Genomic DNA, 16,389 nt, shown 5'->3' with positions numbered 1-16,389 from the left:
GACTCCGCCGCCCGCCCCGATCGCGCCGGATGCGTGGCGGGAAGCGGCATATGGCGCGGGATCTTCTCCCTACCGGCGTCCCGCACGCCATTCCTTTCGGGCGCCGGCTACCGCTAGGGTCCCGGTCGGTGGGGTGTCGATCGTCGTCCCACCGCGCCCTCGGGGGGAGGGAAGGACTCACAGACCGATGGCCGTACCTGTACCCGTGCCGCGACAGCGCACGGGCTCGACAGTCGAGACAGTCGAGAGTGCGCCCGCCCCGGAGACCTCCGGAGGAGGCGACCTCACGCTCCTCGTCATCGAGGACGACCCCGCCGGCACCTTCAGCGCACCGGAACTCCCCGACGCGGCGGGCACCCGCGTCCGTATCCGCACCGCGCGCAACCTCACCGAGGCCGAGCGGCTGCTCACCGACGACATCCAGTGCGTGCTGGTGGACCTCGCGCTGCCGGGCCGTGACGACGGCGACCACGACGGTCTCGCGCCGCTCAAGCACGTACTGCGGCTCGCGCCCCGCCACGCCGTACTCGCGCTGGCCGCCGAGGGCGACAGCGAGCGCGCCGCCGCGGCGGTGCGGGTGGGCGCGCAGGACTACCTCTTCCGCGACGAGCTGGACGGCCGGCTGCTGAGCCGCGCCATCCGCTACGCCGTCGAGCGCAAGCGCGCGGACGTCGCGCAGCGCCAGCTCACCGAGTCGCGGCTGCGGGCACAGGAGAACGCCCGGCTGGAGCGCGGCCTGCTGCCCACGCCGCTGCTCGAGGGCTCGAATCTGCGGTTCGCCTCCAAATACCGGCCCGGCCGCTCCCGCGCCCTGCTCGGCGGCGACTTCTACGACACGGTCCGTACGCCCGACGGCACGGTCCACGTGATGATCGGCGACGTCTGCGGCCATGGCCCGGACGAGGCCGCGCTGGGGGTGGAACTGCGCATCGCCTGGCGGGCGTTGACGTTCGCCGGGCTCAGTGGGGACATCCTGCTCTCGACGCTCCAGAAGGTGCTGGAGCACGAGCGGGAGAGCGAGGAGATCTTCGCGACGCTGTGCACGGTCGACATCGCGCCGGACGGGCGGCGCGCGGGGCTCTGTCTGGCCGGGCACCCGTCCCCGCTGGTCGTCCGCGCCGGCCGGGCGCCCGAGCTGCTGCCGTACGACGGGGGCGGCCCCGCGCTCGGCCTGCTCCCGCGCGCCCGCTGGCCGCGCCGCGAGGTCGAGCTGGGTGAGGCGTGGAGCCTGATGATGTACACGGACGGGCTGATAGAGGGGCGCGTCGGAGCGGGCACGAAGCAGCGGCTGGGCCAGGACGGCATGGTCGAGATGATCACGGCCCAGTTGGCGCGGGGCCTGAGCGGCGAGGAGCTGCTGGAGGCCGCCGTGGCCCAGGTGCGGGAGCTGAACGGCGGCGAGCTGACGGACGACGTGGCCGTACTGCTGCTGGACCGCGGCCGGGTGACGGAGCGGGCGGCGCGGACGGCGCCGGGTTCGCCGTCCTGGGGTCACTGACCCGGCTACGGCTACGGCTACGGCTACGGCTTTACCGGCCGCCGTTGTACGGCCCGTAGGGGCCGTCGCTGCTGGAGCCCCCGGCGCGGCCCCGGCCGCCACCGGCGCCGCCGATCTGCCTGATCGCGGGACGCACATCGACGAAGTACACGATGACCGCGATGAGCCCGATGATCGGCAGGAAGGAGAGCAGCGGGAAGATCAGGCTCACCACGAGCGCGATCGCGAGAATGATCAGCCAGAACGGCTTGGTCTGCTTGTCCGCGGCGCGGAAGGCGTCCTCACGCCGGATGAACGCGTCGACCAGCGCGAAGCCGGCGAACACGGTCAGCGGAATACTCAACAGCGCCACGAGCCCGTCGAATCCTGCCATCAACACGTTGCCCACCGCCCGTTTCTGTCCGAATCATGTGCCGACAAGGTACCCGTACAACGGACCGGACACCGCTGGGGTGCCCGGTCCGTCCATATTGCTGCCACCGTCGCTGTCACTTGCCCGCCGGAGGCGTGGCCTTCTTCGCGGCGGCCGGCTTACGGGCGGCGGTCGTCTTCCTGGCGGCGGGCTTGGCCCCGGCGTCCTTGGCCTGGGCGGAAGGCTTGGCCTGGGCGGCGGGCTTGGCGGGCGCGGGCTTGGACGCGGGCTTCGCCGGAGCCGGCTTGGCCGCCGGCTTCGTCGCGCGCTCGGACCTGCGCTCGGACCTGCGCTCGGACTTCGGCTCGACGGCGACGGCGATCTCCGTCATCTCGTCGGCGGCGTCGCCGCGCCAGTTCCGTACGGACTGCTCGCCGCGCTCGGCGACCTTCTCGTACGTCTCACGGGCCTTGACCGCGTACTCCGCGGCCACGCCCACGCCCCGCAGCGCCAGGTCCTGAGCGGTCTCGCCCAGCTTCTTCAGATCGGTGTCGAGCGACCCGAGCGCCTCGGCGACCTTGGCCTGAACGGTCGTCTGCGCCTCCTTGGCCTGCGAGGTGACCTTGTCCTGGACGAGCTTGGGGTCGGCGTTGCGTACCGCGTCGATACGGCCCGGGGCCTCCGCGCGCAACTGCTCGATCAGCCCGGGAACCTTCCTGGCCTGCTCGACGGCGAGGTCCGCCGTACCGGCGGCGAAGTAGAGGGGGGTCGGGTCGCTGAACGTCTTACGCAGGTCATCGGTGATGGCCATGACTGTGATCCTCCGGATCAGTGTGAGGGTGGACTGACGGCACCGCCGCCGGCCGTACCGGACGTGTCCCCGTCGGCGTCCCCGCCACCGCTACCGGCGCCCTTACCGGCCGGTCCCGCGGTCGCCGCCGCTTCCGTACTCTCCGCGCTGAGTCCGTTCTCCTTGCGGAAGGACTCGTAGATCTGTAGGAGAACCTGTTTCTGCCGCTCGTTGATCGACGGGTCGGCGAGGATGACGGCACGCGTCTCCAACTCCTCACGCTCCCGCTCGTCGAGCATCCCAGCCTGCACGTACAGCGTCTCGGCGGAGATCCGCAGCGCCTTGGCGAGCTGCTGGAGGATGTCCGCGCTGGGCTTGCGCAGGCCGCGTTCGATCTGGCTGAGATACGGATTGGACACCCCGGCGGCCTCGGAGAGCTGCCGCAACGAAAGCTGCGCGTTGCGCCGCTGCTCGCGCAGATACTCACCGAGATTGCCGACGTTGAGTGATGCCATGACTCCAGGGTGCCCACTGATGCTAACTTTTGCAAGCACCCGCTTGCAAAAGTGTTCCACGCAACACGAGAACACCCTCCGCCTCTCGGGCATCGCTCGCTCGTCCACCCGAAGCCCGCCGCCGAGCTGCTCGCAAACCTCGCAGCGTCCGGCACACGAACCGACTAGCCGTGGAAGGTCGTGACCGCTTCGAGCGCGGCCCGACCGGTCGTGACGTGGTTGACCGGCGCCGCTTCGTCCGCGTAGCCGAAGGAGATACCCACAAGCAATTGCCCTGCGCCGACCGCGAGTTCGGCGCGGACCGTGTCGGCGTAGAAGCTCAGCAGCCCCTGCGGACAGCTCGCCACGCCGTAGGCGGTCATCGCCAGGAGCAGGGTCTGCATGTAGGCACCGACGTCGGCGGCGGGCCGGGCCCCGCCGTCCCCGGTGACGAACAGGAACGCGGCGTGCGGCGCGCCGTAGAAGCGCAGGCTCTGCGCGTCGTAGGCCGCCCGCGCGTCGTGATCGTGGGTACCGATGCCCAGCGCTCCGTACAACTGGGCACCGAACGCCGCCCGGCGCGCCTGGAGCACCTGCGAGTACATGTCCTCGGAATACGGAAAATCGACCGAGACGCGCTTCTCGGCGTGGGCCGCCCGCAAGGCGTCGGCCAGGCGCTCACGAGTGGCGCCGCTCACCACCTCCACCTGCCAGGGCTGCGCGTTGGAGTTGGAGGGCGCGGCGCCGGCCAGCGAGAAGATCGCACGCATCGTGTCCTCGGGCACGGCTTCCGGACGGAACGCACGGGTCGCGTGACGGCCACGTATCAGCTTTTCCGCGCAGTCACTCAGCTCGGTGGGGACCAACAGGCTCATGGAGCACTCCTCGACAGCAATCAATGTAAACGCAACCGTTTACATCGCGGGACCATAGCAGGCGCCGTCCCTTGAAGTAAACGCGGCCGTATACTTGATGCATGAGTGCGACGACTACGGCATCTCGAGGGCGAGGGCGTGGCGGACGGGAACGCATCCTCGCCGCCGCCGCCCAGCTATTCGCCACCCACGGGATCAACACGACCGGTATGGAGCAGGTCGCGGAGGCGGCGCCCGTGTCCAAGCGCACGCTCTACGCGCATTTCCGGACCAAGAGCGACCTGGTGGTCGCCCATCTCCAGGACCTCACCTCGTCGGGGGCCACTCTGGAACACGTGCTGACCCGCGAGGACCTCCCCCCGCTGGAGCGGATCCTCGGGCTGTTCGAGCCCGTGCCGGACGCGTCACCGGTACGAGGGTGTCCATTCATCGACGCCGCGGCGGAGTTCCCCGATCCGCGGAGCGCGGTCCACTCGTACGCCCGCGAACAGAAACTGCTGATGGTACGGCTGGTCACCACGCTGGTGACGGAACTGGGCTGCCGCGAACCCGCCGCACTCGCCGAACAACTGGTCACCCTCGCGGACGGGGCGGCCAGTCGTGCCATGGTGCTCGGCGAAGCGGACTACGGCCGGCACGCACGGGCGGCAGCGAAGACCCTCCTCGCGCACGCCCTGCCGAGCACGGCCTGACGCGGAGGAGTCCGCGCCCCGCCGGAGGCCGGAGCTGTGTGCGAGGTCGTGGGCTCGGTCCCGGCGGGGCTCGGTCGGTCAGGCGCCTCGGGGCTGCACTACGGAGTCGGGGCCGGGAGACATGATCGTCTCGTGTCCGTCCTCCGTCCGTACGCGGTAAGGGGGCGTGCCGTTGGGGCCCAGAATCTCGACGATCTCCACCACATGGTCGTTCTCGCCCACGACACGGCCGTGGACCACAAGGCGGTCTCCCTTACTGGCGTGCATCTCACCGATTCCTTTCGCTGGGGGATCAGGACTGACGCACCGACCTAACCAGAGCGGCATGCCCACAGCGGCGAATGACGTCTCCAGACACGAACGGCCGGGGCGCGGTCACCCGTTCACGCTCGGGAGGGGAGGGGAGGGGAGGGGAGGGGAGGGCGGGCCGTGGCCCTGGCGCGAAAGTACGGGCACGGTCACAGCGCGGGTGAGCATGGAGCATGCGCCCCGACGGCTGGCACCTCACCGAAGACCTGGACGACTTCCTCGCCCGGACCGGCGACTTCCTGCGCTCGCGCCCCGCCCTGCACACCATGCCGCTGACGGTGCTGGAGAGACTGCGGGCACATGGGTCGCAGGCGTACGGCCCCGAGGGTGGCGAGGGCGCCGTGTTCGGCCGGCTGAAGCGGCGGGGCGAGGTTCGCGCCATCTTCTACCGGCTGCCGTCCCGCGGTCTGAGCCTCACCCCCCTCTCCCCCGAGGGGGCCGGCACCCTGGCCGCCCATCTGGCCGGCCTCGGGCACCGCCTCCCCTATGTCACCGCCGCCCACAGCACCGCCACCGCCTTCGCCGAGACATGGCGGCGGCACACGGGCGCCGATGCGGTGCACAGGATGCGGATCCGTCTCTACCGTCTCGGTACGCTCACCCCGCCGCGACCGCGCCCGCGGGGCGCGGGTCGTGTCGTACGCGAGCGGGATCAACTCGTGCGCTGGTGCGGCGAGTTCGTCGAGAGCGTCGGGGAGGTCCCGGCCGTGACCGCCGCGTCCTGGGCAGGTTCGCGCTTCGCCGACAGACACTTCACGTTCTGGGAGACCCCGGACGGCACTCCCGTCTCCATGGCGGGCGCGACCTCGATGGTCGCCGGCATGGTCCGGGTCGAGCCCGTCTACACCCCGGCCCACCAGCGCGGTCGCGGCTACGCGGGCGCCGTGACGGCCGAGGTGAGCCGCGCCGCGCTGGCCGCGGGCGCGACGGATGTCGTGCTCTTCGCGGACCCGGCCAACCCGACCAGCACCGCCCTCTACCTGCGTATGGGATACGTCCCCGTCACCGACTGGTCCGTGTACGACTTCACCGGGGCACCGGCGCGGGCTTGAGCGCGCGGACCACGGCGGAGTGCATGCCGTCCGCGACCGCGTGCGTGGGGGTGATCTCGATGCCCGTGAATCCGGCGGCTTCCAGGCCGGCGCGGTATTCGGCGAAGGAGAGGGCGCCGGCGATACAGCCGACGTAGTCACCGCGTTCGGCCCGCTGGGCGGGGGTGAGCGGGTCGTCGGCGACGACGTCGGAGATGCCGATCCGGCCACCGGGGACCAGGACACGGAACATCTCGGCGAAGACGGCGGGCTTGTCGGTGGACAGGTTGATGACGCAGTTCGAGATGACGACGTCGACCGTGTTCGCGGGCAGCGGGACGGCCTCGATGGTGCCCTTGAGGAATTCGACGTTGGTGGCGCCGGCCTTGCGCTGGTTGGCCAGGGCGAGGGCGAGCATTTCCTCGGTCATGTCGAGGCCGTACGCCTTGCCGGTGGGACCGACGCGGCGGGCGGAGAGCAGGACGTCGATGCCGCCGCCGGAGCCGAGGTCCAGGACGCGCTCGCCTTCGCGCAGGTCGGCGACGGCGGTGGGGTTGCCGCAGCCGAGGGAGGCGGCGACGGCTTCGGCGGGCAGTTGGTCGCGCTCGGCGGCGGCGTAGAGGGTGCTGCCGAAGGTCTCGCCGACCTCGATGGCGGTCACCGTCGGACCGCAGCACCCGCCGCCTTCGGTGACCTGGACGGCGGCTGCGGCATAGCGGCGGCGGACGGTTTCGCGCAGGTCGTCCGTACCGCTGTCGGTGGTCTGCTTGGACATGCCTACCCCATCAGGTTGAATTGATGTTCGTCGATACAACCTTGCGCCTTGAATCGAAGACTGTCAATATCGAAGCATGTCGAAACAAGAGCTTGCCGCCGAGGCGTGCTGCCCGACGCTGCTGAGCGCCCCACTGGACGAGGAGACAGCCGCCGAACTGGCGCCGGTCTTCAAGGCGTTGGGCGATCCGGTGCGGCTGCGGCTGCTGTCGATGATCGCCTCCCGCGCGGGCGGCGAGATCTGCGTATGCGATCTGACCCCGGCCTTCGACCTGTCCCAGCCGACCATCTCCCACCACCTCAAGCTGCTGAAGCAGGCCGGGCTGATCGCTTCCGAGCGTCGCGGGACCTGGGTGTACTACCGGCTGCTCCCCGAGCAGACGGACCGGCTGGCCGCGATCCTGACGCGGACGCGGTCGGACAGCGACGTAACGGCCGGGACCGGAGCCGTCTCGTGAGCGACGCCGTGAGCGACGCTGTGAGCGACAGCGTGAGTGACAGCATGAGCGACGTGAGCACCGCGCCGGCGGCGCGGCTGTCGTTCCTGGACCGGTTCCTCGCCGTATGGATCCTCCTCGCGATGGCCGCCGGTCTCGGTCTGGGCCGTCTCGTGCCCGGCCTCGGGGACGCCCTCGCGAAGGTGACGGTCACCGGCGTCTCGCTGCCGATCGCGCTCGGCCTGCTGGTGATGATGTATCCGGTGCTGGCCAAGGTCCGTTACGACCGGCTCGGCACCGTCACCCGCGACCGCCGCCTCCTCGTACCGTCCCTCGTCCTGAACTGGGTTCTGGGACCGGCCCTGATGTTCGCGCTCGCGTGGATCTTCCTGCCGGACCTGCCGGAGTACCGCACCGGGCTGATCATCGTCGGGCTCGCCCGCTGCATCGCCATGGTGATCATCTGGAACGACCTGGCCCGCGGCCACCGCGAAGCGGCCGCCGTCCTCGTCGCCCTCAACTCCGTCTTCCAGGTGGTCATGTTCAGCCTGCTGGGCTGGTTCTATCTCGACCTGCTGCCCGGTTGGCTCGGTCTTCAGACCACCGGTCTCGACGTGTCGGTGTGGGAGATCGCCCGCAGTGTCCTGATCTTCCTCGGCATCCCGCTGCTCGCCGGGTTCCTGACCCGCCGGCTGGGCGAGAAGGCCAAGGGACGGGCCTGGTACGAGAGGGAACTCATCCCCCGGATCGGCCCGTTCGCCCTCTACGGACTGCTGTTCACGATCATCGTGCTGTTCGCGCTCCAGGGCGACGCGATCACCTCGCAGCCGCTGGACGTGGTACGTATCGCCCTGCCCCTGCTGGTGTACTTCGCCGTCATGTGGGCCGGGTCCATGGCTCTGGGCAAGGCGGTGGGCCTGGACTATCCGAAGGCCACCACCCTCGCGTTCACGGCCGCGGGCAACAACTTCGAGCTGGCCATCGCGGTGGCCATCGCCACGTTCGGCGCCTCGTCCGGGCAGGCGCTGGCCGGCGTCGTCGGCCCGCTCATCGAAGTACCGGTCCTGATCGGTCTGGTGTACGTCGCCCTGCGCGCCCGGCGCTTCTTCCCCGACACCCCTCGGCTCGCTGCCGCCGCGACGAAAGGCTCCGCCCATGTCTGACACCTCGAAGCCGTCAAAGCCGTCGGTGCTGTTCGTCTGCGTCCACAACGCCGGCCGTTCACAGATGGCCGCCGCCTTCCTCACCCACCTCGCCGGCGACACGGTCGAAGTCCGTTCCGCCGGATCCGCCCCCGCCGACTCCGTGAATCCGGCCGTCGTGACGGCGATGAACGAGGTCGGCATCGACATCTCCGCCGAGTCGCCGAAGGTGCTGACCGTGGCGGCCGTCCAGGCGTCCGACGTGGTCATCACCATGGGCTGCGGCGACACCTGCCCCGTCTTTCCCGGCAGGACGTATCTGGACTGGACACTCGACGACCCCGCAGGTCAGGGAGTCGACGCGGTCCGGCCGATCCGGGACGAGATCCGACGGCGGGTCGAGTCCCTGATCACCGGCCTGCGGACCGACTGATCCGGCTGATCCGGCTGATCCGGCTGATCCGGCTCATCGGCGCGGTTCCCAGCGGAAGAAGCGGGAGGCCAGCGCGACGGCGGCGACGACCCAGCCCAGGGTGGGCAGCAGCAGAAGCAGGGAGTCCGCCACGGGAACGCCGCCGTTCCAGGCGTTGAGGGCCAGCTCGGTGGCCGAGCCGCCGGGGAGCAGCCGCTTGAGCACGGTGAGTTCCCCGGTGCCGGTGATGCCCACCCAGTTGACGACGGCGACGGAACCGAGGCTGATGGGCAGCGTCGTCACCTGGGCGTGCTCGGGGGAGTTCGTCACTCCGGCCGTGGCCAGTCCCAGGCCGAGCATCATGATCAGCGTCGAGAGGACCGCCATCGCCAGCAGGACGACATCGGCCGGCCCGCCCGCGACCACGGCCAGCACGGCGAGGATCACGGTCACCTGAATCAGCGCGAGGACGGTGACCGGCAGCAGCAGCCCGGCGAGAATGCCGGCGTCGCTCGCCGGGGTGGAGCGCAGCCGCTTGAGGAAGAGACTCTGCCGGCGCGAGGCGAGGGTGGTCACCGTGGTGGCGTAGAGCCCGAACGCGGCCACGGTGAACAGCACGACCGCCCCGATGTAGCCGAGGCTGCGCAGGTCGGCGAAGGTCTCGTGCTGGTAGACGAAGAAGGCGCAGGCCGCCACGGGAATGATGAAACTGTTCAGCAGAACCAGCCGGTTCCGGAAGATCTGGGTCAGCTCGGTGTGAGCGATGGGGAGTACGGAGCGCATGGCGAAGGTCCTCTTCTTGGACTCTTGGGCTCTTGGACTGTTGAACTGTTGAACTCTGGAAGTTCCGGTGGCTAGTCGTTGCCGATGGAGCGGAAGACGTCGTCCAGCCGGGTCGGTCCGGCCTGGAGTTCCCGTAGCTCCACTCCGTTGGCGTGCGCCCAGGCGAGCAGCGCGTAGAGGTCGTTCTGCAAGGCGAAGGTCTTGATGACGAACTTCCCGTCGCTCGCCCGCGCCGCCCGCAGCGGTGGCGGCGGCGCGGGCGCGGGGGCCGGCAGGGCGAAGCCGATGGCGGCGGGCAGCGTCTGCGTCAGCTCGGTGACCGTCCCTTCCTGGCGGAAGGCGCCCTTGTGCATGAGCCCGACGCGGTCGGCGCGCTGCTGGGCCTCCTCCAGGTAGTGCGTGGTGAGCACGATGGTGGAGCCGTCTTCGCGCAGCTTGTCCACCGCGTCCCACAGCGCGTCCCGGGACTGGATGTCCAGCCCGGTCGTCGGCTCGTCCAGGAAGATCAGCTCGGGGCTGCCGTACACGGCGGTGGCGAAGTCCAGGCGTCGTTTCTCGCCGCCGGAGAGCTGGGAGACCAGGGTGCCTGCCTTGTGCGTGAGGCCGACGACGTCGAGTACGCGCTCGGCCGTGTCCGTACGCCGGGAGAGTCTGCCGATCAGCCGGACCGATTCCCGCGCGGTCAGCTCCGGGGAGAATCCGCTCTCCTGGAGCATGATCCCCATCCGTGGCCGTACGGCGCGCCGGTCGCGCGGGCTGCGCCCGAAGACCCGCACGGTGCCCGAGGTCGCCTTGCGGTGGCCTTCGACGGTCTCCAGGATGGAGGTCTTCCCGGCCCCGTTCGTGCCGAGGAGCGCGTACAGCTCCCCCTTCCTGACCTGGAAGGACAGATCTTTCACGGCGTGGAAGTCGCCGTAGCTGACGTTCAGACGTTCGACGTCGATGACGGGTGTCGAGTTCATACGTCGATCTCAGCCGTCGTCCCGTCCGCGCGGCAGTGGCGTGGTGTCATCACTCCGGCATGACATTCCTCGGCACGAACGCGTGACACGGTGTCACTGGCGCCGTCGACCGGGCCGGAAGAATACTGCGGGGCAGAGGCTTCACCCCGTACGACCCCGAGAGCCGCGATGCCATGCCCGAGTACGCCAAGCACCCCGAGCACGCCCAGCGCACCGAGCACGCCCAGCGCACCGAGACGACGGCACAGGGACCGCTGCGCACATGGAACCGCGTCACGTTCGTCCCGCCGCTCGCCGCCATCGGCGCGCTGCTGGTGGCGTCCGATGCCCGGACCTGGTGGGACGCCGCCGTACTGAGCCTGGGCGTGCTCGCCGGCCTGCTGGTCCTCGCGCGGTGGACGCCCGACGCCACCTCACGCGTCACGCTCCCCTGCCTGGTCGTCGCGGCGGCCGTGTGGCCGTACGGGGTGCTGGTGGCCGACAGTGACAAGGCGTTCTACGGCCTGACGATCGTGGGCCCCCACCTCATCCCCCATCTCCCGCGCCACCGAGGCGCGGCAGCCGTGGCGCTGGCCGTCTTCGTCGCCGGGGTGGGCGCGGCGAGGCTGACGCGGACACCGGACGACGTTTCCGGCGTACTGGTCAATTACGTCCTGATCCCCACGGCCGTCACGGTGGTGGCGACCGGCCTTCACTTCGCCAACCGGCGCTTCTACCAGATCCTGGAGCAGTCGCGGGAACGTGAGGCGGAGCTGGCCGTCTTCCGGGAACGTGTCCGTTTCGCGAGCGATCTGCACGATATCCAGGGCCACACCCTGCATGTGGTGAAGCTGAAGGTCACGCTGGCGCAGAAGCTGGTGCGCAGCGACGCCGGGCGTGCGGAGGACGAGCTACGGGAGGTGCACGCCCTGGTCAGCGACACCATCGCGCAGACGAAGGAGCTGGTCTACGCGCAGCGGCGGCTCAATCTGTCCGTGGAGCTGGAGAACGCGAAGAACCTCTTCGAAGCGGCGGGCATCCGCGTGCACGTCAGCCGTGAGACGGACGATGGGGACGCTGTTGAAGGTGACGGTGACGAGCGGGTCAACGGGCTGCTCAGCCAGGTCCTGCGCGAGACGACGACCAACATCCTGCGCCACGCGCAGGCCACGCGGGTGCGGATCGCTCTCTCGGAGTCGTACATCAGCATCGTCAACGACGGCGCGCCGGACACTCCCCTGCCGGCGCTCGGCGGACTGGCCGCCCTCAGGGAACGCGTGGGCGACAACGGAGGCGAGCTGACGGTGGAGCAGGACAGCGGGCACTTCCGCACGGCTGCGGCGTTTCCCCGCCTTCGTACGGCAACGGCAACGGCAACGGCGGCGGCGACTGCGGCGACGTCGCGGGAGGGCGGCCGATGACCACCGTGGTGCTCGCCGACGACGAGGCCCTGCTCCGCAAGGCGCTCGCGGCGCTGCTGACCCTGGAGGGCGAGATCACCGTCGTCGCCGAGGCGCAGGACGGCGAATCGGCCGTCGAAGCGACGCTCCGACACCGGCCCGACGTGCTCGTCATCGACCTGGAGATGCCCGGCGTGGACGGACTCGGCGCCGTCGAACGCATCCGCCGTACGCGGCCGGACCAGGTGGTCCTCATGCTGACCCGCCATGCCAGGCCGGGGGTGCTCCGCAAAGCCCTGCGGCTCGGGGTCCAGGGCTTCGTCAGCAAGTCGGCGGAGCCCGCGCACATCACGTCGGTCATCAACACGCTGCACCAGGGCAGGCGTTGGATCGACCCGGACGTCTCCGCGCGCGCCGTCGTGGACGACTGCCCGCTCACCGACCGGGAGATCGACGTCCTGCGCGTGACCGGCGAGGGGTACTCCGCCGCCGAGATCGCCGCCCGCCTGCATCTGGCGGAGGGCACCGTACGCAACTACCTCTCGAACGCCATGCGGAAGACCCGGACCCGCACCCGGCACGAAGCGGCGCGTTACGCGCGTGAGCACGACTGGCTCTAGTGACGGGGCGGGCCGTCGGCCGGCGCCGTGCAGCCGACCGAACAGTGCGTCGCGGGCATGGAGTTGAATAGGGGCGCATGGAGTTGAATACGGGCACACACGACGCCAAGGACACGGCCACCACGCTGCGGGCCATCAGCGACGAGGTGTCGGACCGTTTCTACGAGCGGGCCGACGTGGTGCGGACGCTGCTGGTGACACTGCTGGCCGGGCAGCATTCGCTGGTGCTCGGCCCGCCCGGAACGGCGAAGTCCGAGATGGCGCGGGAGCTGACGGGCCGGATCGACGGGGCGGCCTACTGGGAGATCCTGCTGTCGAAGTTCACCGCGCCGACGAAGATGTTCGGTCCCGTCGACGTCGCCGCGCTGGCCCGGGGTGAGTACCGCCAGGTCTTCGACGGCCGCGCCACGACCGCGCACATCGCGTTCATCGACGAGATATTCAAGTGCTCCACGGCTGCGCTGAACGAGACGCTGGGCTTCCTCAACGAGCGGATCTACCACCCCGAGAGCGGCGGCGAGCCGATCCGCTGCCCCCTGATCGGAGCCATCACCGCGAGCAACGAACTGCCCGGCGGGGAGGATTCGGCCGCGATCTACGACCGGCTGCTGGTACGGATCGAGGTCGGGTATCTCGCGGATCCCTCGAACTTCGCCGCGCTGGTCCGCTCCGCCGTCAGCCGCCCGGCGGCCCCGACGCGGACCACCATCGAGCTGGCCGCGCTGCGGGACGCGGTGAGCGAGGGCGTTCCGGCCGTGGACGTGCCCGATGTGATCGTGGACGCGGTGTGTACGTTGCGGGCCGCCCTGCGCCGCAAGGAACTCGTCACCTCCGACCGCCGCTGGCGCCAGGCGGTTGGCCTGCTCCAGGCGTCCGCGTATCTCGACGGCCGCCCGGCGGTCGCCGAGACCGACCTGTCGGTGCTGACCCATGTGCTGTGGGACTCCCCCACCGAACGCCCGACCGTCGAGCGCGAGGTGCTGCAACTGGTCAACCCCGACGCCAAGGAGGCGCTTGATCTGGCCGACGCCATCGAGGAGTTGGAGGCCCAGCTCGACGCCATGGCCGGGCAGTCGCGCGAGGCGCTGAGCGAGTGGGTCATCAAGAAGGCCCACAACAAGCTCGCCATGGCGGGGAAGCGGCTGGAGAAGCTGCGCGAGGAGGCGGCGGGCGCCGGGCGCTCCACCGCCGCGATCGACCGGGTCACCGGCCGCCAGCGCGCGGTCCGCGCCCGCGTACTCACCGAGGCCCTTGGGGTGGACGCGAGCATGGTGCCGGCCCCCCGGTCCCAGCTCTGAGCGAGGAGGAGGAGAAGAAGGAGGGGGGCAGGACCATGGGTGAGACACCGAACATGCCCGCCGGAAAGTGGCACACGGCAGCCGTGGTCGCGGACCGGTTCGAGCGGATCGCCTGGCGCGACACGTACGAGCAGTCGGCCGGACTGCGCGAGCTGGCCGAGGAGTTGAACGCGCGCCACGAGTGCGCCACCGACCTGCTGGCCGACGCGTTCCTGGCCGCGTACAAGATCCGCCCGAGGCTGCGCGAGCGCGCGGAGATGGACCCCGCCCGGCTGGTCAATCACCAGGTCGTCAACTCACTGCTGGAATCACCGGAGTTCGCCGAGCTGCGCCGCGAGACGGCCGGTGACCCGTACGCCGCCGCCATGGCCGTGCTGGCCCAGGGCGCGGCGCTGCGCCGGATGCTGGAGGGCTCCCGGGACGCCCAGGACCGGGCCGAGCGGGCGAAGAAGGCCCGGCGGGCCGCCGAAGGCGCGGCGGCGGCCGTGGGCGGGGCGGCGGGGAGCGGCGAGGACGGCGGTGAGGGCGGCGGGACCCCCGCCGCCGTACAACGGGCGATCGAGGCCGCGAAGGCCGTAGGGGAGCAGGCCGACCGGGCCGCCGCGCGGGCCCTCGCCGCCGCGGTCCCCGGTATCCGCGCGTCGGCGCGGACAGCGGCGGCGGAGGCCGCCGAGGCCGTACGGGAGGAGGCCGCGCTCATGCGGGCCTGGGGCGTCGCGCCCGGCCAACTGGAGCGGATGCCCTTCGACCGGCGCGCCCGGCTCGCCGAGCGGCTGCGCGCCAGCCGCCTCGCGCAGTGGGCCGAACTGATCGGCCGTTTCCGGCAGATGGCCGACGCGGAGCGCGCCCGCAAGGTGGAGAACACCACCGGGGAGCTGATCGGCGTCACGCTCGGCGACGACCTCTCCCGCCTCATCCCCTCCGAGCTGGCGAGCCTCGGCCTGCCCGAGCTGCGCGCGGTGTTCGCCGCGCGCTACGCCGCCGGGGAGCTGATGCTCTACGACAGCCAGGGCGAGCAGCCCACCGGCCGGGGCGCGATCATCGCCTGCGTGGACACCTCGCACTCCATGTACGTGGCGGGGCCGGGCGGAGTCAGCCGGGAGGCGTGGGCCAAGGGGTGCGCCCTGGCCCTGCTGGACCAGGCCCGGCACGCCAGGCGCGATTTCGTCGGCATCCTGTTCTCCGCCGCCGACAAGATCCAGGTCTTCCGCTTCCCGGCCGGCGAGTTCCACGCCGACGAGCCCGCCGGGATCGCGCGGGTGCTGGACTTCGCGGAGTCCTTCCTCGGCGGCGGTACGAGTTACCAGACGCCTTTGTCGGCAGCCGCCGAGCTGCTGGAGGAAGGGTTGAACGACGACACGCGCTCGCGCGGCGACATCGTGATGATCACCGACGACGAATGCGGGGTCACCGAGGAGTGGATGCGGGGCTGGAACGACGCCAAGCGCCGGCTGGGCTTCCGCGTCTTCGGCCTGGCGGTGGGCGCCCCGCGCGCCGCCGAGGCCGGCTCGGTGCTGGACGCCCTGTGCGACAACCTCCGGTCCATCGAGGACCTGACGGACGTCCACGCCGCCGCCGACCTCTTCCGCGTGATCTGACGCTCTGCCTCGGGGTCCACCGATTCAGACGGTCGTCTTCTCCCGTCCTGCCTGCTTCTCCTGCTTGTCCTGCTTGTCCTGCGCTTCCTGCTTCTCGGGAGCTTCCGGAGCCGCCGGAGCCGGGGCTCGCCGCAGTGCGTCCGAGGCCGCCTCGATGGCCTTGGCCTTCTCCGCCGGGGTGGCACGTTCCAGGAAGCGGAGCAGTTCGACCGGGAACGGCAGCACGAGCGTCGAGTTCTTCTCGGCCGCGACAGCCACCACGGTCTGGAGCAGCCGCAGTTGAAGCGCCGCAGGCTGCTCGGACATCTGCTCCGCCGCCTCCGCGAGCTTCTTCGACGCCTGCAACTCCGCGTCCGCGTTGATCACCCGCGCGCGGCGCTCACGGTCCGCCTCGGCCTGACGCGCCATGGACCGCTTCATGGTCTCCGGCAGCGATACGTCCTTGATCTCGACGCGGTCGATCTGTACGCCCCAGCCGATGGCCGGGCTGTCGATCATCAGCTCAAGGCCCTGATTCAGCTTCTCGCGGTTCGACAGCAGATCGTCCAGATCGCTCTTACCGATGATCGACCGCAGCGAGGTCTGCGCCATCTGCGAGACCGCGAAGCGGTAGTCCTCGACCCGGATCAGCGCGTCCGCCGCGTCGACCACCTTGAAATAGATCACCGCGTCCACGCGCACGGTGACGTTGTCGCGCGTGATGCCGTCCTGTGCGGGGACAGGCATCGTCACGATCTGCATGTTGACCTTGTGCAGCCTGTCCACGAACGGGGCGATCAGCGTGAATCCGGGCCCCCGGATGCCTTCGTGCAGCCGACCGAGACGGAAGACCACACCGCGCTCGTACTGCTTCACGACCCGGGCGGCCGACATCGCGATGATCCCGCACACGCATATCGCCGCTATGACCCCTATGACCAGTCCCTCGACCATGATGACCCCC

Annotated in this window: 19 protein-coding genes; 10 read left to right on the top strand and 9 right to left on the bottom strand. The window is 70.4% G+C overall.

What is annotated here, in order from left to right:
• The first annotated feature begins 187 nt into the window (after positions 1-187).
• Complete coding sequence (locus OG329_RS22900) at positions 188-1,498, top strand: PP2C family protein-serine/threonine phosphatase (RefSeq protein WP_405797675.1); 1,311 nt, start codon at positions 188-190, stop codon at positions 1,496-1,498.
• A 31-nt stretch (positions 1,499-1,529) separates the two neighbouring features.
• Here OG329_RS22900 and OG329_RS22895 read toward each other — a convergent pair whose 3' ends face one another.
• The 4 genes from OG329_RS22895 to OG329_RS22880 all read right to left on the bottom strand — a co-directional run bounded on the left by OG329_RS22895 (position 1,530) and on the right by OG329_RS22880 (position 4,009).
• Positions 1,530-1,871 carry a DUF2516 family protein gene (locus OG329_RS22895; RefSeq protein WP_405797673.1) on the bottom strand — a complete coding sequence of 114 codons (342 nt, stop codon included), beginning with the start codon at positions 1,869-1,871 and terminating at the stop codon, positions 1,530-1,532.
• 115 nt (positions 1,872-1,986) lie between these two features.
• Entirely contained in the window at positions 1,987-2,661 is a 675-nt protein-coding gene (locus OG329_RS22890) for a hypothetical protein (protein ID WP_405797672.1), read from the bottom strand.
• Between the two features lie 17 nt (positions 2,662-2,678).
• Positions 2,679-3,155 (bottom strand): helix-turn-helix domain-containing protein, encoded by a 477-nt coding sequence (locus OG329_RS22885; RefSeq protein WP_405797670.1) that lies wholly within the window; start codon positions 3,153-3,155, stop codon positions 2,679-2,681.
• A 164-nt stretch (positions 3,156-3,319) separates the two neighbouring features.
• Complete coding sequence (locus tag OG329_RS22880; protein ID WP_405797669.1) at positions 3,320-4,009, bottom strand: nitroreductase; 690 nt, start codon at positions 4,007-4,009, stop codon at positions 3,320-3,322.
• Positions 4,010-4,110: 101 nt separating this feature from the next.
• On the opposite strand from OG329_RS22880, the gene OG329_RS22875 reads away from it, so the two are divergent.
• Positions 4,111-4,701 carry a TetR/AcrR family transcriptional regulator gene (locus tag OG329_RS22875; protein WP_405797668.1) on the top strand — a complete coding sequence of 197 codons (591 nt, stop codon included), beginning with the start codon at positions 4,111-4,113 and terminating at the stop codon, positions 4,699-4,701.
• 78 nt (positions 4,702-4,779) lie between these two features.
• Here the strand turns inward: OG329_RS22875 and OG329_RS22870 are convergent, their stop codons facing one another.
• Positions 4,780-4,968 carry a DUF1918 domain-containing protein gene (locus OG329_RS22870; RefSeq protein ID WP_405797667.1) on the bottom strand — a complete coding sequence of 63 codons (189 nt, stop codon included), beginning with the start codon at positions 4,966-4,968 and terminating at the stop codon, positions 4,780-4,782.
• Positions 4,969-5,183: 215 nt separating this feature from the next.
• Here OG329_RS22870 and OG329_RS22865 point away from each other — a divergent pair, with 215 nt between their 5' ends.
• Positions 5,184-6,062 (top strand): GNAT family N-acetyltransferase, encoded by an 879-nt coding sequence (locus tag OG329_RS22865; protein WP_405797665.1) that lies wholly within the window; start codon positions 5,184-5,186, stop codon positions 6,060-6,062.
• Here the strand turns inward: OG329_RS22865 and arsM are convergent.
• Positions 6,037-6,816 carry an arsenite methyltransferase gene (arsM, locus tag OG329_RS22860; RefSeq protein WP_405797663.1) on the bottom strand — a complete coding sequence of 260 codons (780 nt, stop codon included), beginning with the start codon at positions 6,814-6,816 and terminating at the stop codon, positions 6,037-6,039. The two genes, OG329_RS22865 and arsM, sit on opposite strands and share 26 nt — an antisense overlap.
• Before the next feature lie 76 nt (positions 6,817-6,892).
• Here arsM and OG329_RS22855 point away from each other — a divergent pair, with 76 nt between their 5' ends.
• The 3 genes from OG329_RS22855 to OG329_RS22845 are packed head-to-tail and all read left to right on the top strand — an operon-like array spanning position 6,893 to position 8,827.
• Positions 6,893-7,273 carry an ArsR/SmtB family transcription factor gene (locus OG329_RS22855; protein ID WP_405797661.1) on the top strand — a complete coding sequence of 127 codons (381 nt, stop codon included), beginning with the start codon at positions 6,893-6,895 and terminating at the stop codon, positions 7,271-7,273.
• A 44-nt stretch (positions 7,274-7,317) separates the two neighbouring features.
• Positions 7,318-8,415 carry an ACR3 family arsenite efflux transporter gene (gene arsB / locus OG329_RS22850; protein ID WP_405797660.1) on the top strand — a complete coding sequence of 366 codons (1,098 nt, stop codon included), beginning with the start codon at positions 7,318-7,320 and terminating at the stop codon, positions 8,413-8,415.
• Positions 8,408-8,827 (top strand): arsenate reductase ArsC, encoded by a 420-nt coding sequence (locus OG329_RS22845; protein ID WP_405797659.1) that lies wholly within the window; start codon positions 8,408-8,410, stop codon positions 8,825-8,827. Before arsB ends, OG329_RS22845 begins: the two co-directional genes overlap by 8 nt.
• Positions 8,828-8,860: 33 nt before the next feature.
• On the opposite strand, the gene OG329_RS22840 is transcribed toward OG329_RS22845, so the two are convergent.
• Positions 8,861-9,589, bottom strand: a complete 729-nt coding sequence (locus OG329_RS22840; protein ID WP_405797657.1) for an ABC transporter permease — start codon at positions 9,587-9,589, stop codon at positions 8,861-8,863.
• A gap of 71 nt (positions 9,590-9,660) precedes the next feature.
• The gene (locus OG329_RS22835; RefSeq protein ID WP_405797655.1) at positions 9,661-10,551 is read right to left on the bottom strand and encodes an ABC transporter ATP-binding protein; all 891 of its coding nucleotides are present in this window, start codon (positions 10,549-10,551) and stop codon (positions 9,661-9,663) included.
• 173 nt (positions 10,552-10,724) lie between these two features.
• On the opposite strand from OG329_RS22835, the gene OG329_RS22830 reads away from it, so the two are divergent.
• From OG329_RS22830 to OG329_RS22815, 4 genes are all read left to right on the top strand, one after another.
• The gene (locus tag OG329_RS22830; protein WP_405797653.1) at positions 10,725-11,951 is read left to right on the top strand and encodes a sensor histidine kinase; all 1,227 of its coding nucleotides are present in this window, start codon (positions 10,725-10,727) and stop codon (positions 11,949-11,951) included.
• Positions 11,948-12,550: a response regulator gene (locus tag OG329_RS22825; RefSeq protein WP_405797651.1), complete on the top strand. Its 603-nt coding sequence runs from the start codon at positions 11,948-11,950 to the stop codon at positions 12,548-12,550. Before OG329_RS22830 ends, OG329_RS22825 begins: the two co-directional genes overlap by 4 nt.
• A 77-nt stretch (positions 12,551-12,627) precedes the next feature.
• Complete coding sequence (locus tag OG329_RS22820) at positions 12,628-13,848, top strand: AAA family ATPase (protein WP_405797650.1); 1,221 nt, start codon at positions 12,628-12,630, stop codon at positions 13,846-13,848.
• A 35-nt stretch (positions 13,849-13,883) separates the two neighbouring features.
• A complete protein-coding gene (locus tag OG329_RS22815; protein WP_405797649.1) occupies positions 13,884-15,446 on the top strand; it encodes a VWA domain-containing protein in 1,563 nt (520 codons plus the stop codon).
• Positions 15,447-15,470: 24 nt separating this feature from the next.
• Here OG329_RS22815 and OG329_RS22810 read toward each other — a convergent pair whose 3' ends face one another.
• Positions 15,471-16,379, bottom strand: coding sequence for a slipin family protein (locus OG329_RS22810; RefSeq protein ID WP_405797647.1), 909 nt, complete (start codon positions 16,377-16,379; stop codon positions 15,471-15,473).
• Between the last annotated feature and the right edge of the window lie 10 nt (positions 16,380-16,389).

The sequence above is a fragment of the Streptomyces sp. NBC_01506 genome, from assembly GCF_045040295.1.
GTDB lineage: Bacteria > Actinomycetota > Actinomycetes > Streptomycetales > Streptomycetaceae > Streptomyces.
The sequence above is the reverse complement of the archived record's forward strand: the minus strand, read 5'-3'. Positions and strand labels throughout refer to the sequence as shown.